General features: G+C 65.7%; 25 protein-coding genes. 21 read left to right on the plus strand and 4 right to left on the minus strand.

The window, feature by feature from the left end:
- Positions 1 to 53: 53 nt before the first annotated feature.
- Positions 54 to 551 carry an asparaginase domain-containing protein gene (locus tag IFSED24_RS13370; protein ID WP_491331969.1) on the minus strand — a complete coding sequence of 166 codons (498 nt, stop codon included), beginning with the start codon at positions 549 to 551 and terminating at the stop codon, positions 54 to 56.
- A gap of 149 nt (positions 552 to 700) precedes the next feature.
- Between IFSED24_RS13370 and IFSED24_RS13375 the strand changes: the two genes are divergently transcribed.
- The 3 genes from IFSED24_RS13375 to IFSED24_RS13385 all read left to right on the plus strand — a co-directional run bounded on the left by IFSED24_RS13375 (position 701) and on the right by IFSED24_RS13385 (position 2,379).
- Complete coding sequence (locus IFSED24_RS13375) at positions 701 to 1,177, plus strand: hypothetical protein (RefSeq protein ID WP_491331970.1); 477 nt, start codon at positions 701 to 703, stop codon at positions 1,175 to 1,177.
- A 2-nt stretch (positions 1,178 to 1,179) separates the two neighbouring features.
- Complete coding sequence (locus IFSED24_RS13380; RefSeq protein ID WP_491331971.1) at positions 1,180 to 1,749, plus strand: thioredoxin family protein; 570 nt, start codon at positions 1,180 to 1,182, stop codon at positions 1,747 to 1,749.
- A gap of 93 nt (positions 1,750 to 1,842) precedes the next feature.
- Positions 1,843 to 2,379, plus strand: coding sequence for a hypothetical protein (locus IFSED24_RS13385; RefSeq protein ID WP_491331972.1), 537 nt, complete (start codon positions 1,843 to 1,845; stop codon positions 2,377 to 2,379).
- Positions 2,380 to 2,444: 65 nt separating this feature from the next.
- On the opposite strand, the gene hydG is transcribed toward IFSED24_RS13385, so the two are convergent.
- Entirely contained in the window at positions 2,445 to 3,854 is a 1,410-nt protein-coding gene (hydG, locus tag IFSED24_RS13390; protein WP_491331973.1) for a [FeFe] hydrogenase H-cluster radical SAM maturase HydG, read from the minus strand.
- A gap of 377 nt (positions 3,855 to 4,231) precedes the next feature.
- Here hydG and IFSED24_RS13395 point away from each other — a divergent pair, with 377 nt between their 5' ends.
- The gene (locus IFSED24_RS13395; RefSeq protein WP_491331974.1) at positions 4,232 to 4,453 is read left to right on the plus strand and encodes a hypothetical protein; all 222 of its coding nucleotides are present in this window, start codon (positions 4,232 to 4,234) and stop codon (positions 4,451 to 4,453) included.
- On the opposite strand, the gene IFSED24_RS13400 is transcribed toward IFSED24_RS13395, so the two are convergent.
- Positions 4,444 to 5,061, minus strand: coding sequence for an HAD family hydrolase (locus IFSED24_RS13400; RefSeq protein ID WP_491331975.1), 618 nt, complete (start codon positions 5,059 to 5,061; stop codon positions 4,444 to 4,446). The two genes, IFSED24_RS13395 and IFSED24_RS13400, sit on opposite strands and share 10 nt — an antisense overlap.
- Positions 5,062 to 5,227: 166 nt before the next feature.
- Between IFSED24_RS13400 and IFSED24_RS13405 the strand changes: the two genes are divergently transcribed.
- The 10 genes from IFSED24_RS13405 (at position 5,228) to IFSED24_RS13450 (ending at position 17,770) form a co-directional block, all read left to right on the plus strand.
- On the plus strand, positions 5,228 to 5,908 hold the full coding sequence (locus IFSED24_RS13405) for a metal-dependent hydrolase (RefSeq protein ID WP_491331976.1): 681 nt from the start codon (positions 5,228 to 5,230) through the stop codon (positions 5,906 to 5,908).
- Between the two features lie 198 nt (positions 5,909 to 6,106).
- On the plus strand, positions 6,107 to 7,432 hold the full coding sequence (locus IFSED24_RS13410) for an SdrD B-like domain-containing protein (RefSeq protein WP_491331977.1): 1,326 nt from the start codon (positions 6,107 to 6,109) through the stop codon (positions 7,430 to 7,432).
- Positions 7,433 to 7,578: 146 nt separating this feature from the next.
- Positions 7,579 to 8,637: a FlgD immunoglobulin-like domain containing protein gene (locus IFSED24_RS13415; protein ID WP_491331978.1), complete on the plus strand. Its 1,059-nt coding sequence runs from the start codon at positions 7,579 to 7,581 to the stop codon at positions 8,635 to 8,637.
- Between the two features lie 319 nt (positions 8,638 to 8,956).
- Positions 8,957 to 11,026 carry a transketolase gene (tkt, locus tag IFSED24_RS13420; protein WP_491331979.1) on the plus strand — a complete coding sequence of 690 codons (2,070 nt, stop codon included), beginning with the start codon at positions 8,957 to 8,959 and terminating at the stop codon, positions 11,024 to 11,026.
- Between the two features lie 13 nt (positions 11,027 to 11,039).
- Entirely contained in the window at positions 11,040 to 12,059 is a 1,020-nt protein-coding gene (gene gnd / locus IFSED24_RS13425; RefSeq protein ID WP_491331980.1) for a phosphogluconate dehydrogenase (NAD(+)-dependent, decarboxylating), read from the plus strand.
- A gap of 64 nt (positions 12,060 to 12,123) precedes the next feature.
- Positions 12,124 to 13,512, plus strand: a complete 1,389-nt coding sequence (gene zwf / locus IFSED24_RS13430; protein ID WP_491331981.1) for a glucose-6-phosphate dehydrogenase — start codon at positions 12,124 to 12,126, stop codon at positions 13,510 to 13,512.
- Positions 13,513 to 13,554: 42 nt separating this feature from the next.
- Positions 13,555 to 14,634 (plus strand): transaldolase, encoded by a 1,080-nt coding sequence (tal, locus tag IFSED24_RS13435; protein WP_491331982.1) that lies wholly within the window; start codon positions 13,555 to 13,557, stop codon positions 14,632 to 14,634.
- A 23-nt stretch (positions 14,635 to 14,657) separates the two neighbouring features.
- Entirely contained in the window at positions 14,658 to 16,295 is a 1,638-nt protein-coding gene (gene pgi, locus IFSED24_RS13440) for a glucose-6-phosphate isomerase (RefSeq protein ID WP_491331983.1), read from the plus strand.
- Between the two features lie 103 nt (positions 16,296 to 16,398).
- Positions 16,399 to 17,145 (plus strand): 6-phosphogluconolactonase, encoded by a 747-nt coding sequence (pgl, locus tag IFSED24_RS13445; RefSeq protein ID WP_491331984.1) that lies wholly within the window; start codon positions 16,399 to 16,401, stop codon positions 17,143 to 17,145.
- A gap of 121 nt (positions 17,146 to 17,266) precedes the next feature.
- The gene (locus IFSED24_RS13450; protein ID WP_491331985.1) at positions 17,267 to 17,770 is read left to right on the plus strand and encodes an ROK family protein; all 504 of its coding nucleotides are present in this window, start codon (positions 17,267 to 17,269) and stop codon (positions 17,768 to 17,770) included.
- Positions 17,771 to 17,904: 134 nt separating this feature from the next.
- Here IFSED24_RS13450 and IFSED24_RS13455 read toward each other — a convergent pair whose 3' ends face one another.
- On the minus strand, positions 17,905 to 18,174 hold the full coding sequence (locus tag IFSED24_RS13455; protein WP_491331986.1) for a hypothetical protein: 270 nt from the start codon (positions 18,172 to 18,174) through the stop codon (positions 17,905 to 17,907).
- Between the two features lie 378 nt (positions 18,175 to 18,552).
- On the opposite strand from IFSED24_RS13455, the gene IFSED24_RS13460 reads away from it, so the two are divergent.
- The 7 genes from IFSED24_RS13460 to IFSED24_RS13490 all read left to right on the plus strand — a co-directional run bounded on the left by IFSED24_RS13460 (position 18,553) and on the right by IFSED24_RS13490 (position 24,392).
- Positions 18,553 to 19,521 (plus strand): integron integrase, encoded by a 969-nt coding sequence (locus IFSED24_RS13460; protein ID WP_491331987.1) that lies wholly within the window; start codon positions 18,553 to 18,555, stop codon positions 19,519 to 19,521.
- Between the two features lie 229 nt (positions 19,522 to 19,750).
- A complete protein-coding gene (locus tag IFSED24_RS13465) occupies positions 19,751 to 20,467 on the plus strand; it encodes a hypothetical protein (RefSeq protein WP_491331988.1) in 717 nt (238 codons plus the stop codon).
- Positions 20,468 to 20,872: 405 nt separating this feature from the next.
- On the plus strand, positions 20,873 to 21,355 hold the full coding sequence (locus tag IFSED24_RS13470; protein ID WP_491331989.1) for a YybH family protein: 483 nt from the start codon (positions 20,873 to 20,875) through the stop codon (positions 21,353 to 21,355).
- A gap of 206 nt (positions 21,356 to 21,561) precedes the next feature.
- Positions 21,562 to 22,428: a hypothetical protein gene (locus IFSED24_RS13475; RefSeq protein WP_491331990.1), complete on the plus strand. Its 867-nt coding sequence runs from the start codon at positions 21,562 to 21,564 to the stop codon at positions 22,426 to 22,428.
- 244 nt (positions 22,429 to 22,672) lie between these two features.
- Positions 22,673 to 23,266 (plus strand): hypothetical protein, encoded by a 594-nt coding sequence (locus tag IFSED24_RS13480; RefSeq protein ID WP_491331991.1) that lies wholly within the window; start codon positions 22,673 to 22,675, stop codon positions 23,264 to 23,266.
- A 206-nt stretch (positions 23,267 to 23,472) separates the two neighbouring features.
- On the plus strand, positions 23,473 to 23,751 hold the full coding sequence (locus IFSED24_RS13485) for a hypothetical protein (RefSeq protein ID WP_491331992.1): 279 nt from the start codon (positions 23,473 to 23,475) through the stop codon (positions 23,749 to 23,751).
- A 161-nt stretch (positions 23,752 to 23,912) separates the two neighbouring features.
- Positions 23,913 to 24,392, plus strand: a complete 480-nt coding sequence (locus IFSED24_RS13490; protein ID WP_491331993.1) for a DUF8426 domain-containing protein — start codon at positions 23,913 to 23,915, stop codon at positions 24,390 to 24,392.
- The last annotated feature ends 19 nt before the right edge of the window (positions 24,393 to 24,411 follow it).

Genomic DNA, 24,411 nt, shown 5'->3' on the forward strand with positions numbered 1-24,411 from the left:
ACCGGGGCGGGGTGGTTTGTCAATTAGTGAGAATCTGTAATCAGCCCGGGGCGCTAGACCAGTTCCTCGAACTCGCCGATATCGCGGTTCTTGCGCACGTTGTCCCAGTCGAAGACGCGGCCGTTCATGGCGACGTAGACCCCCGGCGGCAGGCTCTGGGCGAAGGCCAGGGCGGCGCCCAGATTGAAGAGACCATCGCTGGAACCGAAGGCGAAGGGGATCATGGCGCCGGTCAAGACGATGGTCTTGCCGGCAAGATCGGCCTGGCCGAGGGTCTGGGCGGTGACCGCCATGGTGTCGGTGCCGTGGGTGATGACGATGCGGTCGGCGTCGGATTTCCGGCACTGGGCGAGGATCAGCTCGCGGTCGTGGTCGTCCATCTCGAGGCTGTCGACCATCATCAGGGTGCGCACCTCCACGGGCACCCGGCAGCGCGCCAGTTTGAGCATGTCGCGCAGGTGGGTGTCCTTGAAGAAGAGGCTGCCGGTGCGCTCGTCGTATTCCTTGTCGAAGGTGCCGCCGGTGACGTAGATCCGCACGTTCTGGCTCATGTCGAGGTCCCCTCCACTCGCGATGGCGAAAGGCGGGCGGGCGCCCGCGCTGGCGTCGATAATCTAGGGTCCCGGCGGGCACGACACAACTCGGCGACGGCGGGATTCCGGGATCGCCTTATCATGCCCGCAAGCCCCGGAGGTGCCCCTTGAGACGTCTCGCCCTGGCATCGTGTGTCGCCCTCGTCCTGCTGGTCGCGGGCTGCGGCTCCGAGCCCGGCCCCCAGTCCGACCCCACCGTGAACCGTCTGCAGGGCACCGCCTGGTCGCTGTCGCTCATCCAGCTGCCAAGCCGCCAGCGCCTGCCCGTGGACACGCCCGGCGCCTACCGGATCCACTTCGCCGAGGCCGACCGCTTCGTGGTGACCTCCGGCAGCGACCAGTGCGTGGGCCTGTACAACAGCTCGGGCCGCGCCCTCACGGTGCGGCTGGATTGCCCGCTGGCCTCGCGATTCCCGCCGGGCTCGGTGGGCAAGGAGTTCCTGGTCATCCTGAGCACCGCCACCCACTTCGGCATGACCAGCTCGGGAGCCGAGATGTACATCGACAGCGCGGCCAGCGGCGCCTCGCTCAGTTTCCAGCGCGTGCAGATCCCCCAGCAACCTGCCTCGACCCCGGGAGGTTAGCCATGCCCCGCCCGCCCATCCTGCCCACCATCGACTGGGCCACCATCTTCACCCTGGCCCCCGGCTACGAGGACTGGCTCGACGCCGCCGAGGACGCCGGCCAGGCCGACGCCATCAACGAGAGCCTGACCGCCATGGTGCTCGAGCCCCAGGAGGAGGCGCTGGTCCAGAACCTGGTCCGGCCGGTGCACGTGATCGCGTTCGCCGAGGACTGGTGTGGCGACGTGGTGCGCCACGTGCCGGTGCTGCAGGCCCTGGCCGACGCCAGCGACTGGATCCAGGTCCGCTACGTCAGCCGCGCCCAGCAGCCCGAGGCCTTCGCGCGCTTCCTGACCAACGGCGGCGAGGCGGTGCCCAAGTTCGTGTTCCTGAGCGAGACCTTCACCGAGTGCGGCCACTGGGGTCCCATGCCCGACGACTGCCGGCGGCTCATCGCCCGCGGCAAGGCCTGCGGCGACGTGCCCGCCGCGCGCAAGCTGGTCGCGGCGCGGTACGCCGCCGATCCGGGCAAGCGCGAGGTGGTGCGCGAGTTGATCGAGCTGGTGGCGACGGCGGCCGCGGTCGCCCCTTGATCGGACGGCCCGGCCGGCCGATTTCTTCGCCCCCGACGCGTGATCGGTGCTAGATTGTGAGGGACCCCGCCTCCTGTCCCAGGAGGAAGTCCCATGCGTCCCATCCTCACCATCCTGTTCGTGCTCGCCGCTGCCGCGAGCCTCGCCCAGGTCACCATCCCCGTGCCCGGCCTGGAAGGCACCATCCCCCCCGCGCTGATCACCCAGGTCACCTTCCCCGACACCTTCGACCCCATCGACCACCTGGCCATCCACCTGACCGGGACCACCACGCCCGGCGTCCTGCGCGACGACGAGGGCCAGCTCTTCGAGCTGCTCCGCGGTCCCGAGATCTTCCTGCAATCGCCCGAGGGCTGGTCCGGCTACTGGGGCGCCACGGTGATGATCGAGGAGGCCAGCGCGGCCTTCGACGTGGTCCTGCCGCTGGAGCCCTACTCCAACCCCTGCGACCTCTGCGAGCTGGCCGGCCAGACCGTGGAGGCCGTCGCCGGGATCTACATCTACCTGATCCCCGGCTGGGAGATCGTGGAGTGGCCCACGGCCACCATCACCGGCGCCGAGCTGGTGCTGGTGCCGCCGGTGTCGGTGGAGCGGTGGAGCTGGGACGGGGTGAAGAGTCTGTTCCGGTGATGCCATCGGTGAAAGAGAGGCGGGACCCTGGCGGGTCCCGCCTTCCATGACGAACCGGGGCGCGTCTAGTAGTGCAGGTCCCGCTCCCCCGCCTCGATCTTCACCAGCCGGTCGCACACGTCGCAGCGCAGACCCTCCTTCTCGATCTGCTCGAGGGAGCGGGCCAGGATCTGCTCGCCGAGGGCGCGGGTCTCGGGCGTGGCGTAGTCCTGCAGGTATTCCTTCACCGTGAGGATGGCGTTGGGCTGGCAGAACTCCTTGATCAGGCCGGGCTTGGCCAGGTCCATGAAATCGGCGCCGGTGCGGCCGCGGCGGTAGCAGGCGGTGCAGAACGAGGGCAGGTAGCCCATCTCGAGGCAGTCGGCGATGACCTCGTCGAGCGAGCGGTGGTCGCCCAGCGAGAACTGGCTGCCCGAGTGCGGATCCTGGACGTGCTCGGCGTAGCCGCCGGGGTTGGTGCGGCTGCTGGCGGAGAGCTGGGAGATGCCCAGGGCGAAGCACTGGCGCCGGATGGTGGCGTTCTCGCGGGTCGACAGGATGATGCCGGTGTAGGGCACCGCCAAACGCAGGATGGCGATGAGGCGCAGGAAGTCGTGGTCCTTCACCTGGGCCGGCGGATTCAGGGCGACCGCGCTGCCCTCGGCGGGCTCGATGCGCGGCACCGAGATGGTGTGCGGGCCCACGCCGAAGCGGTCCTCGAGATGCCGGGCGTGGTGCATCATGGCCAGGACCTCGAAGCGGTAGTCGTGCAGGCCGAAGAGCACGCCGATGCCGGCGTCGTCGATGCCCGCGGTCATGGCGCGGTCGATGGCGCCGATGTGCCAGTCGTAGTCGGACTTGGGGCCCTTGAGGTGCATGTGCTCGTAGGTCGGCCGGTGGTAGGTCTCCTGGAAGAGCTGGTAGGTGCCGATGTTGCAGGCCTTGAGCTGCTTGAAGTGCTCGACGTCGAGGCCGGCGATGTTCACGTTGAGCCGGCGGATCTCGCCGTTGCCCGACTTGACCGCGTAGATGGTCTCGATGGTCTCGTAGACGTAGTCGAGGCCCTTGCCCTCGGGGTAGCTCTCCCCCGCCACCAGGAGGATCCGCTTGTGGCCCTCGTCGACGATGATGCGGGTCTCCTCGGCGATCTCGGCCTGGGTGAGCGAACGCCGGCGCAGGCGCTGGTTGCTAGCGCGGAAGGCGCAGTAGCGGCACTCGTTCTGGCACTTGTTGGTGATGTAGAGCGGGGCGAAGAGCACCAGGCGGTTGCCGTAGATGGTCTGCTTCAGGTCCTGGGCGGCGTGGAAGATCTCGTCGTCGAGGTCGCGGTCGGTGTTGGCGAGCAGGACCGCCACGTCCTGGTCGTCGAGGCCGTTCAGTTCGCGGGCCTTGGCCAGGATGTCGCGGACGACGGCGGCGGTGGCGTCGGCGTGGTGGTCGAGGGCGGCATGGATGGCGCCGGCGTCGATGTGCGGGCCGGTTGTGGGCGTGCTCATGATCTGGTCATCTCCAGGGACGCGGCCGAAAGCCGGGGGCGAGCTCGCGCCGTGCGGCGCGGGCCGGGAATGCCCAAGGTAACCAGGTCCGGCCGGGATGTCAGACCCTCGGATCCGACGGCCTGTCCGGACCTCCGGCACGAAGTAATTGACCGGCCTTGATCATGTCAAGATGTCCGCTGACCCGGCGGGCGAGGCGCCTTTCGATCGCTGAAAATAAGAATCAGGAATCTGCCGTAACCGCCTGTCCTCAAATATTTTACTACACCAGACAGGCTGCTTGGATTATGATTGGGCAAGTTGCAGCGCGCGGGCCTGGCCCCGTGGGTCAACCCGGCGGGCTACCACCACCGAACCGCAGCCCTGGAAAGCACAACATGAATCGATACGCACCGTGCATCCAGAACACCGTCGCCCATCTGGGCGATCATCTCGGACGGGTGCAGCTTCTGCTCCGCAACCTCGTCGAGAGCCGTGATCTGACCGAGGACGAACTCGATCCGGAGACCGAACTGGCCGTGGTCTGCTGGCTCGAGGAAGCCGCCGACGTCATGGGCCTGCCCCGTGAGCGGTTGTTCCGGGAGAGCTCTCAGTCCTGAGCCTCGCCGGTGACCACCACCACGGGCCGACGTTGACGGCTCATCTTCTCCCACCAGCCGAGATAGACCCCCTCACCCCTGCCTAATTCATACAATACTGCTTGGATCAAGATCTCGTCGTTGGGCGCGCTGCCGCTGGTCGCCGCCGTGGCCAGGAGCTTGGAGAAGGTCTGCAGGACGGTGCCGCCGGCCAGGAGCCGGGCCAGGACCGCCCCCGCGCGCCGGCTGGAGACGAGCCGCTGGCGGCGGTGGTCGAGCAGGACGCTCACGATGGCGTCGGTGTCGCCGGCGGTGTCGCTGACGGGATTGTCGCCCAGGGCCAGGCAGCGCGCGGGTTCCCGGCCCAGTTCGGCGGCGATGGCGCCGAAGGGCTTGCCGCCCCCCGGCAGGCCGGCGCGCACCCCGGCGAAGTGGCGGGTCAGGCCGAGCTCCGCCAGGCTCTGCTGCGCGCCGTCGGGACTGTCGCCGGTGGTGAGGTAGAGGTCGCAATGTGCGGCGAGGTCGGCCAGGACGGCGTCGATGCCGGGCCAGAGGCCCCAGCGGCCGGTGGCGGGATCGCGCACGTCGAGGGTGCCGGCGAGGTCGACGAAGAGGGCGGGACGGGTCATGGGCGCTCCCCGGTGAAGTGGTCGCGGTATGGTAAGGGCTGACGGCGGGCGCCACAACCCGGACGCCGGCGCACGAGCTACAGGTATCCCGGTGTTGATGGCGATGGCGGGGCGATTTATGGTGGTCAAGAAAGGATCCTCAAACCCTGCGACCGGAGGTCCCGCCATGCCCAAGATCACCTGGTTCAGCCACTCCGTGATCCAGATCGAGACCGGCCCCACGACCCTGCTGGTGGACCCCTTCCTCACGGGAAATCCCCTGGCCGCGATCTCGGCCGGCGACGTCGACCCCGACGTGATCCTGGTCAGCCACGGCCACGGCGACCACGTGGGCGACACCGTGGAGCTGGCCAGGCGCACCGGGGCGCTGGTAATCAGCAACTTCGAGATCGCCGGCTGGCTCGAGGGCCAGGGCCTGACCAATGTCCGCGCCATGCACATCGGCGGCGGCGCCGATTTCGACTGGGGCCGGGTGAAGCTGACCAACGCGCTCCACGGCAGCGTCCTGCCCGACGGCACCTACGGCGGCAACCCCTGCGGCTTCCTGTTCACGGTGGAGGGCAAGAAGATCTACCACGCCTGCGACACCGGCCTGTTCTACGACATGAAGCTCATCGGCGAGGAAGGCGTGGACCTGGCCATCCTGCCCATCGGCGACAACTTCACCATGGGCCCCGACGACGCGCTGCGCGCGGTGAAGCTGCTCGAGCCGAAACGGGTGCTGCCCATCCATTACGACACCTTCGACATCATCGCCCAGGATCCCGGGCCGTGGGCCACGCGGGTGGAGGCGGAGACCAGCGCGAAGGTGTCGGTGCTGAAGCCCGGGGAGAGCCTGGAGATCTGAAGGTTGTGCCATCGAGATTGTTTCCGGGGCGATCATCGCCCTGAAAGCCGCATCATTGTTGTCACCATTGTAACGTAACATCAACAATGGCGACGGCAAAGATCACAGAATGGCATGGACACACTCTTCTTGGCACAAGATAGGGTATACTGTGCGCGATATGTTGAATACCTCATCCCCTCGATCCGGAGGCCACCCATGAATTCCCGCCTGCCCCTCCTCCTTTTCGCCACGCTGGCCCTCGCGGCCCTGCTCGGCTGTCAGGGCAACGACGGGCCCACCGGCCCCGGCCAGGACGATCCGGCCAGCACGGGTCTGGTCCAGGGCGAGATCGCCGACGGCACCGTGGCGTTCGAGTTCGCCAGCGTGATGGTCGACGGCGGCGACGGCGCGCGCCCCGGCCGCTTCCTGATCCGCGGCCAGAACGTGCACTACGATCCCGAACTGGCCGCCCTCGTGGTGGACCTGACCGTGGTCAACGCCAGCGAGCAGGTCTTCCCCGAGCCGGTGACCCTGACCTTCGTCTCGCTGGTGCCCGACAGCGTCCGGATCCTCAACGCCGACAACGGCGAGACCGGCCCCGGCGCCATGTTCCAGTGCGAGTTCGCCAACGACGACGCCCTGTGGACCCCCGGCGAGGAGAGCTTTCCCTTCACGGTGCACTTCGCGGTGGGCGAAGGCGTGTCCATCGGCTTCGCCGCGCGCGTGGACGTGGGTCTGCTGCCCGGCGGCGGCACCATCGGCGGCGTGGTGTGGCACGACGGCGACGAGGACGGCGTGATCGATCCCGACGAGACTGGCCTGGCCGACGTGGCGGTCTCGCTCCACGGCGGCCCGGACCAGCACTGGCTCACCGCCACCGGCGCCGACGGCACCTACCGGTTCGACGGCCTGGCCCCCGGCTACTACACCGTCACGCGGCTGCCCCGCGACGACCTGCGCGCCACCACCCCGCCCCGGCTCCAGGTGCTGCTCGTGACCGACGAGAACGGCGACGTGGTGGACTTCCTGGCCGCCAACTTCGGCTGCCTGGTGGTGGAGTCGCCGCCCGAGGGCGACATCCAGGTGGGTGACTGCCTCCACGCCAAGGGTGACTTCACGGACGACCCGGCGCGCCTGCTCGTGGACCACGCCTGCACCTGCAGCGACGATGACGACGACCCGGAAAGCGACTGCTGGGAGCGGATCAGCGGCCCGATCACCGCGGTGAACCTGGAGGAGCACACGGTCGCGGTGATGGGCGCCACCCTGCACCTGACCGCTGGCAGCGACATCGACCTGGACCCGTCCGAACTGGTGGTCGGCCGGCGCGTGCGCGTGGAAGTGGCGGTGCAGGACGGCGAGGACGGGCCGCATCTGGAGGTCTGCCGCCTGCGCTCGTTCGAGGGCCACTGGGACCGCGTCCGCGGCTTCGTGCAGCGCGTGGAACTGGACGATGACGGCCACGCGACCCGCGTGCAGATCCTGGGCGTGCACGTGGACCTCACGCAGGCGGGCGACTGCGACGAGGGCGACGACTCGTAGACCGACCGTCCCGGCAGCGGAACGCAGGCCCCGGCTCGGTGGAGCCGGGGCCTCGGTTTATCGCGCCAAACCCTGAGAATTGTGGTAGGCTCTCTCCCCAGCCCCGGCTCGACACCAACGACCACCCCTGAACGGAGGTGTCCAGAATGAAGCATAAATCTGCTATCCTCGTCATTCTAGCTCTGACCGGCCTGCTCCTCGGCAGCACCACCGCCCTCGCCCAGTACACCGGCCAGCGCGTGCCGCTGGGCATCCTGGTGACCAACTGGGATTGCGGGCCCTGCGCCCCGGTGAACCAGGTCCTCGACGCGTACATCCCCACCATGGGCAACGACGTGGCGTTGATCCGCGTCCACTGCTGGTGGCCCGGCGACGACGACCCCATCTTCGGCGCCAACGAGGCCCAGTCCGAGTTCCTGGTCTACAACACTCCGGGCGGCGCCGACTTCGCCCCCCACATGTGGATGGACAACTACGTCGACCTGAGCTACCAGCAGGAGAACATGGTCCCCGGCTACACCGCCCGCCTCGAGGTGCCGTCGCCGCTCGTGATCGACGTGGACTTCGCCCAAGCCTCCCAGACGACCTACGTCGGCGTGAACATCCTCGACCCCATGCCCGACGCCGACTACCGCCTGTTCGCGGCCATCACCGAGGACAACATCTTCGCCTCGGGATCCAACGGCGAGGACTATCACAACCAGGCCTTCCGCCGCCTCTACCCCGACACCGAGGGCCTGCCGGTGACCAATGCGATCGGCCTGCAGGAGTTCGTGATCCCCACCGAGATCAACAGCCGCTGGGTGTACGATAATTGCCGGACCACGGTCTACGTGCAGAACATGACGACCGGCGAGATCCAGAACGCCGCCACCATGTTCGTGTCCGAGGGCACGGTGACCGCCGCGCCGCGCGACGTGGCCGCGCTGTCGCTGCCGTCGCTCGACGCCTACCCGAACCCGTTCAATCCCACGACGCGGCTGAAGTACGAGGTCCGCGAGGCCGGCCCGGTCACGGTGCTGATCCACGACCTCAGCGGCCGCGTGGTGCGCACGCTGGTGGACGGGTACGCCGAGACGGGCCGTCACGAGGCCACGTGGCAGGGCCGTGACGACGCCGGCCTGCCGGTGGCGTCGGGCGTGTACCTGGCGCGGCTGCGTAGCGCGGACGGTGTGAGCAGCCGGAAGCTAGTCCTCGCCAAGTAATCCTGGTTGTGCCCACGAGATTGTGTCCCGGGCCTGGGCCAACGCCCAGGCCCTCTCTTTCAAGCCGCCCGCTTCAACGCATGCCGCCGATTCACCCCCAAAGCTGCCGTTTCCACCGCACCCCAGCAGTACTCACGCCACCGGCTGCCGAATGTCGCTTCGACCATGCGATCGTCTCCCGCTTGTGGTTCCCACTCCCATGACGCAGCAGCAGATCCAGCAAGGCGCTTGACCTGGCGACAAGGCTCATGGTCGGTGCTATCGTAGGCAGCGAATCTGGTAGGGTTTTCTCGTCCGAAAACACACTGGAGACCGACCCATGAGAGCTGCCGCCGATCTCGACCGACTATCCATCACCACCATCCGCACCCTGGCGATGGACGCCATCCAGAAGGCCAACTCCGGTCACCCCGGAACCCCGCTGGACGCCGCCCCAGTGGCCTACACCCTGTGGCAGCGATTCCTGAAGTACGACCCCGCCGAGCCGGAGTGGTTCAACCGCGATCGCTTCGTGCTGTCGGCCGGGCACGCCTCGATGCTCCTGTACGGCCTGATCCACCTGACCGGCATCAAGGCCACGCTGCCGGCCTACGGCGAGAGGATCGGCGGCCCCGCCCTCACCCTCGACGATCTCGAGGCGTTCCGTCAGTTGCACAGCCACTGCCCGGGGCATCCCGAGCACGGTCTCACCTCCGGCGTGGAGGCCACCACCGGCCCCCTGGCGCAGGGTGTGGCCATGAGCGTGGGCATGGCCATCGCCGGGCGCCACCTGGCGGCCCGCTACAACCGTCCCGGGTTCGAATTGATCGATTTCCGGGTCTGGGCCCTGGCCGGGGATGGCTGCATGATGGAGGGTCTCAGCAGCGAGGCGGCGTCGCTGGCCGGCCATCTCCGCCTCGGGAACCTGTGCTGGATCTACGACCGCAACCGCGTGACCATCGAGGGCCACACCGACCTGGCCTTCACCGAGGACGTGGGAGCCCGTTTCCTCGCCTACGGCTGGCACGTGTCCCACGTGACCGACGCCAACGACCTCGAGCAGATCGACCGGGCCCTGCGCGAGGCGAAGGAGACCACGGACCGGCCGACACTGATCATCAGCGACAGCCAGATCGGCTACGGCGCGCCGCACAAACAGGACACCGCCGGCGCCCACGGCGAACCCCTGGGCGCCGAGGAGGTGCGGCTGACCAAGCAGTTCTACGGTGCGGACCCCGACGCCGAGTTCCTGGTGCCGGACGGGGTTCGCGAGCACTTCGCGGCCGGGTTCGGACGCCGCGGTGCGGCGGCCAGGGCCGAATGGGACGACCGGTTCGCGGCCTACCGCCGGGAACATCCCGATCTGGCGGCGGAGATCGAGACGATCGAGGCCCGGGGACTGCCCGCGGGCTGGGACGAGGATCTGCCGGTCTTCCCCGCCGACGCCAAGGGCAAGGCCACGCGGGAGATCTCCGGTCTGGCGCTCAACGCCCTCGCGCCGCGGGTGCCCTGGCTGATCGGCGGCGCCGCCGACCTCGCCCCCTCCACCAAGACGCTCCTGACCTTCGCTGGCGCCGGCGCCTTCCAGGCCGACAGCCCCGGCGGCCGCAACCTCCACTTCGGCGTGCGCGAACACGCCATGGCCGCCATCGCCAACGGCATGTCGCTGACCGGGGTGCGGCCCTACGCCGCCGGTTTCTTCATCTTCACCGACTATGCCCGCGCCGCCATCCGGCTCAGCGCGCTCATGGAGCAGCCGGTCATCTACGTCTGGACCCACGACTCGATCGGCGTGGGCGAGGACGGTCCCACCCACCAGCCGATCGAGCACCTGGCGTCGCTGCGGGCCATGCCCGGCATGCGGGTCATCCGGCCGGCCGACGCCAACGAGGTGGTCGAGGCCTACCGGGTCATCATGCAGACGCGGGACAAGCCGACGTGCCTGGTCCTCTCACGGCAGGCCATGCCCACCCTGGATCGCACTCGTTACGGCGCGGCGGCGGGCCTGGCCCGCGGCGCCTATGTTGTGGCCGACGCCGACGGCGGCCGGCCCGACGTCATCCTCATCGGCACCGGCAGCGAGGTTTCCCTCTGCATGAAGGCCTTCGAGGCGTTGAACGCTGAAGGCGTCCGAGTCCGCGTGGTGAGCATGCCGTCGTGGGATCTCTTCGAGGCACAGGAGCAGGCGTACCGGAACGAGGTCCTGCCGCCGCAGGTGACGGCGCGTGTGTCGGTCGAGGCCGGCGCGACCCTGGGCTGGGAACGTTACGTCGGGATGGCCGGCGCCATGCTGGGGATGCACAGCTTCGGCGCCTCGGCGCCGGCCGGGGCCCTGCAGGAGTTCTTCGGCCTGACGGTCGATCACGTGATCCGTGCCGCCAGGGCGCAACTCGAACTGGCTCGCGGTTAGGGGGAAAGTCGCCATGCAGATCGGGATGATCGGACTCGGCCGGATGGGCGCCAACATGGTGCGCCGTCTGATGGCCAAGGGACATGAATGCGTCGTCTACGACCGCGACGCCAAAGCGGTGGCGGCGCTGGCGGCAGAGGGTGCGGTCGGCTGCGGCACGGTGGACGAATTCCTCGCCAAGCTGGCGCAGCCGCGTGTTGTCTGGCTCATGGTGCCTGCCGCGGTGGTCGACGCCGCCCTGGCCGATGTCCTGGGCGGACTCGACCACGGCGATATCGTGATCGATGGCGGCAACTCCTACTACATCGACGACATCCGCCGGGCCGGGGAACTGACGGCCAAGGGGATCGCCTACCTCGATGTCGGCACCAGCGGCGGCGTGTGGGGCCTGGAGCGGGGCTACTGCATGATGATCGGCGGCCCGCCGGAGGCCGTGGAGCGGCTCGATCCCGTCTTCAAGGCGCTGGCGCCGGGTGTCGGCTCGATCGAGCGCACGCCCGGTCGCGACCAGAAGAAAGGCACCGCCGAGGAGGGCTACCTGCACTGCGGGCCCAGCGGCGCCGGCCACTTCGTCAAGATGGTCCACAACGGCATCGAGTACGGCCTGATGGCGGCCTACGCCGAGGGGCTGAACGTCCTCGCGCACGCGAACGTGGGCAAGCAGGGCCGCGACGCCAACGCCGAGACCGCGCCATTGCGCAACCCCGAACTCCATCAATACGACCTGGACCTGGCCGACGTGGCGGAGGTTTGGCGGCGGGGCAGCGTGATCGCCTCCTGGCTGCTGGACCTGACCGCCATTGCGCTCCTGGACGATCCACAACTCGCGGACTTCTCGGGCCGGGTCTCCGACTCCGGCGAGGGTCGCTGGACGCTGCTGGCGGCGATCGAGCAGGGGACACCCGTGCCGGTCCTGAGCTCGGCGCTGTACGAGCGCTTCAGTTCCCGCGGCGAGGGCGAATTCGCCAACAAGCTGCTCTCGGCCATGCGCTTCCAGTTCGGCGGTCACCACGAATTGCCGCACAAGGAATAGGCGACGGATCCAGCTGTCGTTCGCGACCGGGCTCCAGACACATCGAGGATCCGGAAGGGCGTTGATGATGAAGATGGTCCAATCGGATGCTTTCACCTTCTTCGGCGCGACGGGAGACCTCGCCTACAAGAAGATCTTTCCGGCGCTCCAGGCCATGGTCAAGTGCGGCAGCCTCACCGTCCCGGTGGTCGGCGTGGCCAGGGGGAAAGGCGGCATCGAGCAGCTGCGCGAGCGGGCTCGCCAGAGCGTCGTCGAACACGGCACCATGGACGAGGCCGCCTTCGCCAAGCTGATGTCGCTGCTGAAATACATCAACGGCGACTACAGCGACCCCGAGACCTTCCGGCAACTGCGGCAGGCGCTGGGCGACGCGCAGCATCCGCTGCACTACCTGGCCATTCCGCCCAGCTTGTTCGGCGACGTGGTCGGCCATCTCGGCGCCTCGGACTGCGCGAAGGGTGGTCGGGTGGTGAACGAGAAACCGTTCGGCCGCGACCTGGCCGGAGCCGTGGAACTGAACGCGAAGCTGCACCAGGTATTCCCCGAGGAGTCGATCTTCCGCATCGACCATTTCCTGGGCAAGAGCGCGGTGCAGAACATCCTGCACTTCCGCTTCGCCAACACCTTCCTGGAGCCGATCTGGAACCGCAACTACGTCGAGAGCGTGCAGATCACCATGGCCGAGAGCTTCGGCGTGCAGGGGCGCGGCAAGTTCTACGAGGAGGCGGGCGCGATCCGCGACGTCCTCCAGAACCACCTGCTGCAAGTGGTGGCGTACCTGGCCATGGAAGCGCCGGCCGTGAACTACCCCGAGGCGATCCGCGACGAGACGGCCAAGGTGATGCGGGCCATCGACCCGCTCGATCCGCAGAACCTGGTCCGCGGCCAGTTCCACGGTTACCGCGACGAGACGGGAGTGGCTCCGGATTCCCAGGTGGAGACCTTCGCGGCCGTGCGGCTGAACATCGACTCCTGGCGGTGGGCCGACGTCCCCTTCCTGATCCGTACGGGGAAGTCGCTGCCGACCACGGTGACCGAGGTGCAGGTGACGCTCAAGAAACCGCCCATCGCCAAGCTGTCGCCCGGCAAGGGCAACCGGATCCGCTTCCGGCTCTCGACGCCGATCATGCTCGGGCTGGAGGCACGGGTGAAGGCCGGCGACGAGGAGATGGCCTCGCAGAACCAGGAACTGCTCGCCGAGTATCATCCCGGGGCCGCCGCCCTGGGCGATTACGAGCGGCTGCTCACCGACGCGATGCACGGTGAAGCGACGCTGTTCGCCCGTCAGGACGCGGTCGAGCTGGCCTGGGCCATCGTCGACCCCATCCTGGGGGATGTCGCACCGATTCATCTCTACGAACCGGGGTCGTGGGGGCCGGCCGCCGCCGAGAACATCGCGGCCGCCGTGGGCGGCTGGCACGAGCCGGGCAGCACCACGGGCGTCTGTCCCTGAGCGGGCGCCGCGGTCGAACGTCACGAACGGAAAGAGAACACCATGACCAGGACGACGGACGCTCTCCACCGGCTGGGGCAGAGCCTCTGGCTCGACAACATCACCCGCGATCTCCTCGACAGCGGCACGCTGGAGCGGTACATCGCCGACCTGTCGGTGACCGGACTGACATCCAATCCCACGATCTTCGATCAGGCGATCAAGAACTCCTCCGCCTACGACGAGGCCATCGCCGCCAAGGTCCTGCAGGGCAAGTCCGGCGAGGACCTCTTCTTCGAGCTGGCCATCGAGGACCTGACCCGGGCGACGGACCTGTTCCGTCCCGTTCACGAGCTCACCAACGGGGTCGATGGCTGGGTCTCCCTCGAGGTCTCCCCGGCGCTGGCCTACGATGCCGAGAGCACTCTGGCCGCGGCCAAGGCCCTGCACGCTCAGGCCGCTCGGCCCAACCTCATGATCAAGATCCCCGGCACCCGCGAGGGCCGGCCGGCCATCGAGGAGGCGATCTATGCCGGTGTGCCGGTCAACGTGACACTGCTCTTCTCGAGGGACGACTACCTCGGCGCCGCCGAGGCGTATCTGCGCGGCATCGAACGGCGACTCGCCGCGGGCCTGAACCCGCAGGTGGGCTCGGTGGCCTCGCTGTTCATCAGCCGCTGGGACGCGGCGGCCAAGGACAGGCTCCCGGACGTGCTCCAGAACCGGCTGGGCATCGCCGTGGCCCAGCAGACCTACCGGGCCTACAGGGACCTCCTGAACTCGGACCGCTGGCAGCGGCTGGCCAACGCGGGGGCCAGGCCCCAGCGGGTCCTCTGGGCGAGCACGGGGACCAAGGACCCGGCGGCATCCGACACGCTCTACGTCACGGCGATGGCGTCCCCCAACACGGTCAACACCATCCCCGAGAAGACGTTGCTGGCCTTCGCGGAACACGGGGAGCTCCGCGGGATCGTCCCCGCGGGCGGAGGCGATGCCGACGACGTGATCTTCGCCATCGAACGGCTGGGGCTGGACATGGCGGCGCTGGGAGTGAAACTACAGGAGGACGGGGCCGCGGCCTTCGTCAAATCGTGGCAGAGCCTGATGGCCGTCCTGGCCGCCAAGATCGAGGCTCGAGGATAGGTCCCGTCAAGGAGGAGGCGCCCATGGCGCACCACGGATCCGTCGCCCAGAACCCGGCCTGGCAAGCGCTGGCCGCCCATCACGAGACCCTGAAGGACGTGCACCTGCGGACGCTGTTCGCCGAGGACGCGGAGCGGGCGACGCGGTTCACGATCGAGGCCGAGGGTCTCGTGCTCGACTATGCCAAGAATCGCATCACCAGCAAGACAATGGATCTGCTGCTCGGACTGGCCCGGGATCGCGGGCTCGCGGAGCGCCGGGACGCCATGTTCCGCGGCGACCGGATCAACGTGACCGAGGACCGGGCCGTGCTGCACGTGGCCTTGCGCGCGCCGCGGGGCAGCGAGATCCTGGTCGACGGCCGCGACGTCGTGCCCGAGGTCCACGAGGTGCTGGAGCGGATGTCCGCCTTCGCCGAGCGGATCCGCGGCGGCCGGTGGCAGGGGCACACCGGCCAGCGGATCCGCAACATCGTCAACATCGGCATCGGCGGGTCGGACCTCGGACCGGTCATGGCCCACGAGGCGCTCCGCCATTACGCCGCCCGTGACCTGACCCTGCGCTTCGTCTCCAATGTCGACGGCACCGATTTCACCGAGGCCGTCCGCGATCTGGATCCGGCCGAAACCCTGTTCATCATCTCGTCGAAGACCTTCACCACCCTCGAGACCATGACCAACGCCCAGTCGGCGCGGCAGTGGGCGCTGGCCTCGCTGCGCGACGAGGCGGCCATCGCCCACCACTTCGTCGCCGTGTCCACCAACGCGTCGGCCGTCGCGGAGTTCGGCATCGACACGGACAACATGTTCGGTTTCTGGGACTGGGTGGGCGGGCGCTACTCCATGGACTCGGCCATCGGGTTGTCGACGATGATCGCGGTGGGCCCGGAGAGCTTCCGCGACATGCTGGCGGGTTTCCACGCCATGGACGAACACTTCCGCACCGCGCCGCTCGGGCAGAACCTGCCGGTGGTGATGGGATTGCTGTCCTTCTGGTATAACGAGTTCTTCGGGGCCGAGACCATGGCCGTGCTGCCCTACGACCAGTATCTGAAGCGTTTTCCTGCCTACCTGCAGCAGCTCGCCATGGAGAGCAACGGCAAGCGGGTGACCCTCGAGGGCGCGGACGTCGACTACCAGACCGGACCGATCATCTGGGGCGAGCCGGGCACCAACGGCCAGCACTCGTTCTACCAGTTGATCCACCAGGGCACCCGGCTGATCCCCTGCGACTTCATCGGCTTCGCGCACTCGCTGAATCCACTGGGCCAGCACCACGACATCCTGATGTCCAACGTGTTCGCCCAGGCCGAGGCGCTGGCCTTCGGCAAGACCGCCGCCGAGGTGAAGGCGGAGGGGACCGAGGACTGGCTGGTGCCCCACCGCACCTTCCCCGGCAACCGGCCGAGCAATGTACTGCTGGCCGAGCGGTTGACACCGCGTGTGCTCGGCACGCTGGTGGCGTTGTACGAGCACAGCGTCTTCACGCAGGGAGTCCTGTGGAACATCGATTCCTATGATCAGTGGGGAGTGGAGCTGGGCAAGGTGCTGGCCAAGCGCATCATCCCCGAGCTGGCGGCCAAGGAGGTGCCCGAGCTTGAACACGACAGCTCGACCAACGCCCTGATCCGGCGGTATCGGCAGCTGCGGGGTCGGGGCTAGTTGACGCCAACGGACGCGGGAGCGTCACCGGCTCCTGCGACGACGAGGGTTTCGCCAGGGCCATGGAACGGTGGGTGCGGCCACAGGGCGGGAGGGATCGTCCATGACACGGGGCATACCGAATCTGTCCATCTTCCCGACGACGGACGATCTCGTGCGGGCGGCAGCCGAACACTTCGTGGATCTGGCTGTGGCCGCGACGGCGGCCCGGGGCCGCTTCACGGTGGCCCTCGCCGGCGGCGACACGCCACGTCCCGTCTACGCGCTGCTGGCCACACCGGAGTTCGCCGACCGGATCTCATGGGACAAGGTTCAGGTATTCTTCGGCGACGAGCGCTGCGTACTCCCAACCGATGCACACAGCAACTACCGCATGGCGCGGGAAGCCCTACTCGATCATGTCCCTCTACCACCGGAAAACATCCACCGCATCGCCGGCGAGGACGATCCCACCCGGGCCGCGCTGGCCTACGAACAGGACCTGCGGCGCGTGTTCCCGGGCAAGGCTCCACCGGCCCTCGACCTCGTCTGGCTGGGCCTGGGCGAGAACGGACATACGGCATCTCTGTTTCCCGGCACGGCCTGTCTGCGCGAGGACGAGCGCTGGGTGGTGGCCCAGTATGTCGAGGTCCTGGGCGCCTGGCGGCTGACGCTGACCCCGATGGTGATCAACGCCGTGCGCAACGCGGTGTTCCTCGTGGCGGGCGCCGGCAAGGCGGAGATCCTGGCACGGGTCCTCACCGGCCCCCACGAACCAGAGGTGCTGCCGGCCCAGCTGGTCCGGCCGCGGAACGGACAGCTCCGCTGGCTGGTCGACCGCGCCGCCGGGGCGACCTTGCAGCCGGAATAGGTCGGCAAGAGCAGGTCGCCGCAGCGGAACAGGACCGCGCCCGGGTGTTCACGCCGGATCCTGGCGGGGCGGGGTCCCGGATCCGACAGCCGCGGCGCCACGAGAACGTCGAGGATGAACCATGACCGAGGAAGCAGCGGTGCAGCCGCGCCAAATTCTCGTCATCGATGTCGGCGGCACGCACGTGAAGGTGAAGCACAGCGGCAGCGACGAGGAACGCGAGGTCGCGTCCGGTCCGACCATGACCCCAGCCGCGATGGTCGCCCATGTGCAGGAGATGACCCGGGACTGGTCCTTCGACGTGATCACCATGGGTTACCCCGGTCCGGTCCTGCACGGCAGGATCGTACAAGATCCCCACAATCTCGGTCCTGGCTGGAGAGAGTTCGACTTCGGCGAGGCCTTCGGCAAGCCCCTCAGGATCGTGAACGATGCCGCCATGCAGGCGCTGGGCAGCCACGAGGGCGGCGCGATGCTGTTCGTCGGCCTCGGGACCGGATTGGGGACGGCGCTGGTCATCGACGGGGGGAATGCCAAGAAGCTGACGGAGCTGCCACCCAACTGCCGCCTCGGCGACAACGCCAATGCCTTCAAGGGCGGTTTCCGGATGTGGGCCGACGCCTAGACGGACGCTCCTCAGGCCGAGGTCGGTACAGACCGTGGTGTTCGCGGTGCGCAGAGCGCTTTCCGGCCAATCGCCGACGTCGACATCGGGCACGGTCAACCGACCACGTAGCACCGCTCCTTGTTCCCACCGATTCAGCGTGGGGTCTTCAGGGACAGCCCGAACTCCTTGATGATCAGGCCGAGACCCGTGAAGTACAGGGCGAAGACAAGGACACTGGTGGCCAGGCTGACGATGGTGCGGGTCTTGGCCATGCGGTGTCCGAGTGACGACTCGGACATGTGACGGCCGGCCCGGCGGATCTGGCTGACGCCCAGGTGGATCGCTACGAGCACCAGCACAATGAACAGGATATGGACGATCACCCCGGCTCCGGACAGCCAGGATTCGAAGCGTTCGAACATGGCCATGACTCCCGCCTGGCCGCGCAGGGCCGTTCAGAACCAGCGCACCTGCTTGATAAGGATCACCTGGAGGAAGGCCACCGCGATTACGGATCCCAGACGAATTGGAGGCGGTCTCAAGGCAACCTATCGCGCCAGGAACACCTGTCAATAGTCACTTCCACGCAGACGCCAGGGCTGAACTCACCGACGACGGACGAGTCCTGACGTCACGCGGCGTCGGGCGTGGACCTGGCCTGACTGCGCAGCATGGACGGGGTGAGCAGCCCGAAGCTGGCGCACGACAAGCGATATTACCGCACCTCCCCTCCTGGCGTTCCCCGCCAGGCGGAACGGGGCTCCTTCTTGCTCGGTGGCCGGCACCGGAAGGAGCCCCTCATGACGCCCGAGACCGCCCCCACCCTGCTGGACCAGGTCCGCATCGCCATCCGCACCCGCCACTACAGCCGCCGCACCGAGGTCACCTACGTGCGCTGGGTGAAGCGTTTCGTGCTGTTCCACGGCAAGCGCCATCCCGGCGAGATGGGCGAACCCGAGGTGCGTGCCTACCTGAACCACCTGGCGGTGGCGCGGAAGGTGAGCGCGTCGACCCAGAACCAGGCGCTCAGCGCGCTGCTGTTCCTGTACCGCGAGGTGCTGGGCGGCGAGCTGGAGTGGATCGACGGGATGGTGCGGGCGAAGCGGTCGCAACGGGTGCCGGTGGTGCTGACGCGCGCCGAGGTGACCGCGTTGTTCGAGCAGCTCGGCGGCGTGCCGTGGCTGGTGGCGAACCTGCTGTACGGGTCGGGGCTCAGGCTGCTGGAGGCCCTGCGGCTGCGGGTGAAGGACGTGGATTTCGAGCGTCACGAGCTCGTGGTGCGCGACGGCAAGGGCCGCAAGGATCGGCGCACCATGCTGCCGCGGTCGCTGGAGCCGGCGCTGCGCGAACAGCTGCGGCGGCAGCGGGCGAAGCACCAGGCGCACCGGCAGCGCTGGCTGGGCCGCGTGAAGCTGCCCGACGCGCTGGTGCGGAAGTATCCCGCGGCCGAGTCCGAGTGGGCCTGGCAGTGGGTGTTCCCGGCGTCGCGCCCGTTCCGCGAGGCCGCCTCCGGCCGGTACTTCCGGCACCACTTCCACGAGACCGCGGTGCAGCGCGCGGTGCGGGAGGCGGTGCGCGTGGCGGGGATCGCCAAGCAGGCGAGCTGCCACACGCTGCGGCACTCGTTCGCCACGCACCTCCTGGAGGACGGGTACGACATCCGGACGATCCAGGAGCTGCTGGGCCACCGGGACGTGGCGACCACGATGATCTACACCCACGTGCTGAACCAGGGTGGGCGGGGGGTGCGGAGTCCGCTGGATCGGTAGGGCACCCAGCCGGCTCGTCCAGGGCCCCCTCGGCCAGGGCGCCAACGGGAGAAAATCTCGTCGGGGGCCCCTGCCTTCGGGTCGATTTCATCGCTACATTGTCGGCCGAGGAGGGGGCGGTGCTTGCCTCGCCCGGGAGGTCATCCAGGCGAAATCGCACCGAGTGGAGAGTCGGAGGCCGGTCCGACCGACGAGGCAGGCGCTTCTCTGGCAGAGAAGGAGGCGCAAGATGTCTCGCTACCCGTGGAGTCGCGCGTGCCCGCGCATCGCGCTGACCTGCATGCTCGCAGCCATGCCGGGCCTCGCCCTCGCCGACGTGGTCTTCGACGACGATTTCGCCGGCAATTCCGGCGGAATCCCGGCGAACTGGTTCGGCGATGGGGAAGGATCCGCCGTCGAGCAGGGTACGACGGTGACCCTTCACGACGAGTTCACCATCGGCACGACGGTCGACCTCGATCCCAACGCCACGGCGGTCACCACGATCACCACCGCGATCGCCGGGACGACCAACCACACCCACTGCGGCATCATCGACTTCTCCCAGTTCGACAATCACTTCTGGGTCAAGCTCTGGGCCTCGGACGGCCGGATCGTGGTGAAGGCCTCCGATGTCGAGACCGGTGAGGAGGAATACGACGTCGGCCAGGTCGCCGGCTACGCGGGCGGCCCGATCGTCCTGACACTCGTCCTGGAGGAGGTGTCGTTCAGCATCACGACGGACTCGCCGGCGTTCTCGTCGGGGCCGATCGCCTACGCATCGGTCTTCACGAGCTTCACCCGGGACGACCTCGGCCATGCGGCGAAGCTCATCCTCGAGAGCGAGTGCTCTCCCGACGATCCGCCGTGCTCCTCGAGCTACGACCGGATGACCATGGAGTCCGGACCCTCCACTCCCGTCAGGGCGATGAACTGGAGTGCGATCAAGGCGACGTTCCGCCGCTGAGAGCGAATCGAGCCCGGTCATCCGGGAGACCGACGCACGAGGAATCCAGGAGCCGACGGGCCGATGGATTCCTCGCGCCTTCGATCCCGGACAGAGCCAGCCGAAGAAACGGCCAATCAGCCGTCCGGTGGTTCACATCGCAGTCTATCTCCGCCTGGATATCTGTTCTCAGCAGCATTGTTTACTTGGATGTTCCGATCGTGTATTCTCATCAAAGCCTCGGAGGTGTGTGAGCCTCGCGGGGTCAGCGGGGAGGATGCCGTCACCCAGCATTGACACACCCAGAGCGAATAACCTGCGGTTGATCCGCAGGATTATTGGCCATGCATCCTATCAGGAAGAAATGTTGAATTGGTGTTATACCGCTGTGATTTGAAACTTTAGTGGCAGCGAGGGATGACAGTGATGAATCGACGTTTAGCTGTTGCTCTTCTGATGTTCGCCACCGTGCCACTCAGTGGATGTGGGGATATCGGCCGCGATTCAATTGACACGGAATCCATAGCAGCGGAGATCCGTGCTGCTGATTCCAATCTTTTACGAGCTGAAGCGAACCGTGATCTGGAGGGGGCAATGAGTTTCATAGCTCCCGACGCAGTGTTTCAGCCTCCCGGGCACGGGCCAATTGTAGGGCATGAAGCCATCAGAGAATTCTACGAGAACGAATGGTTTAAGCTGCCGTTTGTTGAGATAGCCGGAATGCCGGAATCTATTGTTGTTGGCCCCTCGGGCGATATGGCGTATTTCGACGGTAGGAGCGAGATGGTAGTCGAAGTATCAGGGGAAAGAACAGTAATCGAAGGCAAATACCTTGGTGTTTGGCAACAGATCTCAAGACAATGGAAGCTGGTGGCTATGAGCTGGTCGGCCAACGAGGCAACGAGATAGTGTCCGGATTCCTATGCGTGTTCTGTGAGCGGCATAACAAGCCGTTCAAGCTGACAGTCGGCCTTGTCACGTCGCTGGCAAGAGCCAGCGCCGCGCCAAGACCGCCAGCAGCTTAACGCCAGGGTGTTAGCCAGATAATGAATGTTCTTGGAAGAGCACTCCTAATATGCGCAACTCTGATCGCGACGACGAACAGAAGTGAGGCATTGGAAATCGAAGAGCTCTTACATCATTGGTATCTCATGGCTCCAATTATCGCGATTGGCATAGTTGTATCCGATGAGCCTGTAGAGCCACAAGAGTTAAGCCGACCGGATATGAAGGGTTGGCTGTTCCCACACAACAAAGCCCACATTGTCGTAACCGAAATTATCAAGGCCAATTCTGGCTATATCCTGGCGCCCGGCGACACAGTAACCATTACCTATGTTTCAGGAAAATATGGCGAGGACCCTTCGAAGCCAGACATGTACATGAGCATTTCGTCATTACAAGGAAAGCATCTAGAGCCAGGAGCAGTTGGTGTATTTGCGCTGCGATTTGATCAAGGAGAATGGATGATTGCAGGGTATTCATATATTCACCAGAATTCCATAATGAATGCGATTCACGCAGTAGCCGCTGAATATAGCGTCGAGACTTGGATCGAATCGTCACCCACGATCTTGGTCGTTGATATTATTGAATACTCCAATGTTGTGCTACGTAAGCTGTCGAACGGTGCCCATCCGGAGTGCTTATTCCCTCACCAGGAAAGACGAGCCTGTGTACTTGAAGTCCTTAAAAATCAGACCCTCTCTCCTGTCGCGGTTGGTGACACAATCTCATTCATTTACCCTTGCAATGATTTCGGTCGAAATCCCAATAGGCCGGGAATGATCAAACCCGTGGAGGGTGTATCAAAACCACATATCCCCATTCTTAGAAGAGGGGTAGTTGCGTTACGTACGGAATTTGGTGTTTGGCTGACCGGGCCTCTCCACCACTTTCGTCCAGAGTTCGATATAGATACCATCAGGAATGCAATCAATGAACAAGAAGCCCAAGAGATGGAAGCGGTCTTTGAGAGCTAGATAGTCTGAAACTGGCTAACAGGCCGTTCAAGCTGACGGCTATCGCCTCTGTCACGGGTCTGGCAGAGCCAGTCCCGCGCCAGAGCCGGCCGCAGCTTAACGCCAGGGTGTTATACGAACGAGCGGAGGAAAAACTGTGTAACTCCAGCTCGGCCATGCTCGCGGGTACTCTGCCAGCGTTCGAGTCTGGCCGATTGATCACGGCAAATGCGCCGTGGTAGTCTTCAGGCGGGAGGTCTTAGCCATGAGACTGTCGATCCTGCTTTTTTTCCTGGCGATCTCCACCGCATCCTACGCCGATTCAGTCGAGATCTCCTTGCCCGCCCTCACGGGTGACTTCGATTCGGGCTTCCTGCCCCCCAACGATTCCCCGCGCGTGCGTACCTGTACGTTCATTATTCCACCGGAGGTCATATCCGTTGATCAATTACAGTTGGTCATGTCGGGTACGAACTCCGACGGGTGGATGATCTGCGAATACGATGTCGGGGGCGGCCAGACGGTTCTGGACACTCTATCCGTCGTTACTCAGATGCGCCTGGTCTTGACCGCCGAGACGTTAGGGGAAGATTGCTTTTTCGGCATCGTAAACTTGTTGACTCCAACCTTCACTGACGAGTCGGGACCGGTGGAGAATTGCGATGTCGGCAATCCTCTAGATCCTAGTCTCTTGCTGAATACGACGATCCAGGCAGAGCTCGAGTGCAACTTTACTCCGCCGTGCGATGCTTGGATCGACGCGCTGACCACGTTGACAGACGTTCGCGTGGTTTTGGATGGGCAGCTCGTGGCCGCAGAGTCCAGAACCTGGGGAGCAGTCAAGGCACTCTATCGTTAATTCAGTGGGAATCGAAGGTATTCGTGTTCGGCGATTCGGAGGGTTGCTGACGGATTGGAGTCCTCGCATAACAAGCCGTTCAAGCTGACAGTCGGCTCTGTCACGGCTCATGCAGAGCCATGAGCCGCGCCAGAACCGCCCGCAGCTTAACGCCAGGGTGTTAGGCAGATAGCTAGAGAAGAACATCCATCGGGAAGGTGAATCAGATGTCGCTCAGTATCATCAACTGTTTGATCACCGTTGCCGTGTTTGGCCAAATCGGGTGGATTGCCGGCGCTCAGCGGGAAAGCCGAAGTGGGGCGACGACCTTTATATCGCTGTCGGCCATCGCCGTTGTTGGCCTCATCTTTGGCGGAAATACGATTCTGTTCGGTATTCAGAAGTTCACGATGCTTCTCAACTGGGCTTCGGTCTCGGCGTGCGTCGGAGCAGGCCTGCGTTTGGCTCTCACAAACCGACAGTTGAAGCAAGTCGATCAAGCATAGGGAAGGCTGTTTATCGGCGGAGTGAATGAGGACGGAGGATGAACAGCCTAACAAGCCGTTCAAGCTGACAGTCGGCCTTGTCACGTCGCTGGCGAGAGCCAGCGCCGCGCCAAGACCGCCCGCAGCTTAACGCCAGGGTGTTATACGAGAATCGGGTACGTATGAGAACTGTATGGAGATTGAGCGCGCACCACGAGCGACCTCAGGTGGCGTACCAATGGATGCTTGAATCGGGATCTCTAGCTATGGGCTGGGGGCGTATCGGAAACCTGCGGAAACTGAGTGTCACGTCGCAGAAAGAACTGCGACCTCATTTAAAGTGCGTCTATCCACAGAAGCAGAATCTCGGTCACGCTGCGGCAAGTCTATGGCGGCTCTTCACTGAGGTTCAAATCGGAGATCTGGTGATCGTTTCCCATAACGGAACACGATACGGGTGTTTTGAAGTCGCAGGGGATTACAGTTGGAACTGTAAAGTCGTACCTGTTGCCGGTTGTGATTATTTTCATCAACGATCGGTATCTTCGTTGAATCTAGATCCAGAGAGCCTTTGGAGAAAGTCCGGCGGGCCTGCATCCGGCGAGAATCTAGCTTGGGCTCTCTTTCGTTGTCGCACCAAGGTTAGGTCAAGTAGGATCTAGAACCAATTATATGATAATC

This window comes from Candidatus Latescibacter sp. IFSED24 (assembly GCF_058273205.1).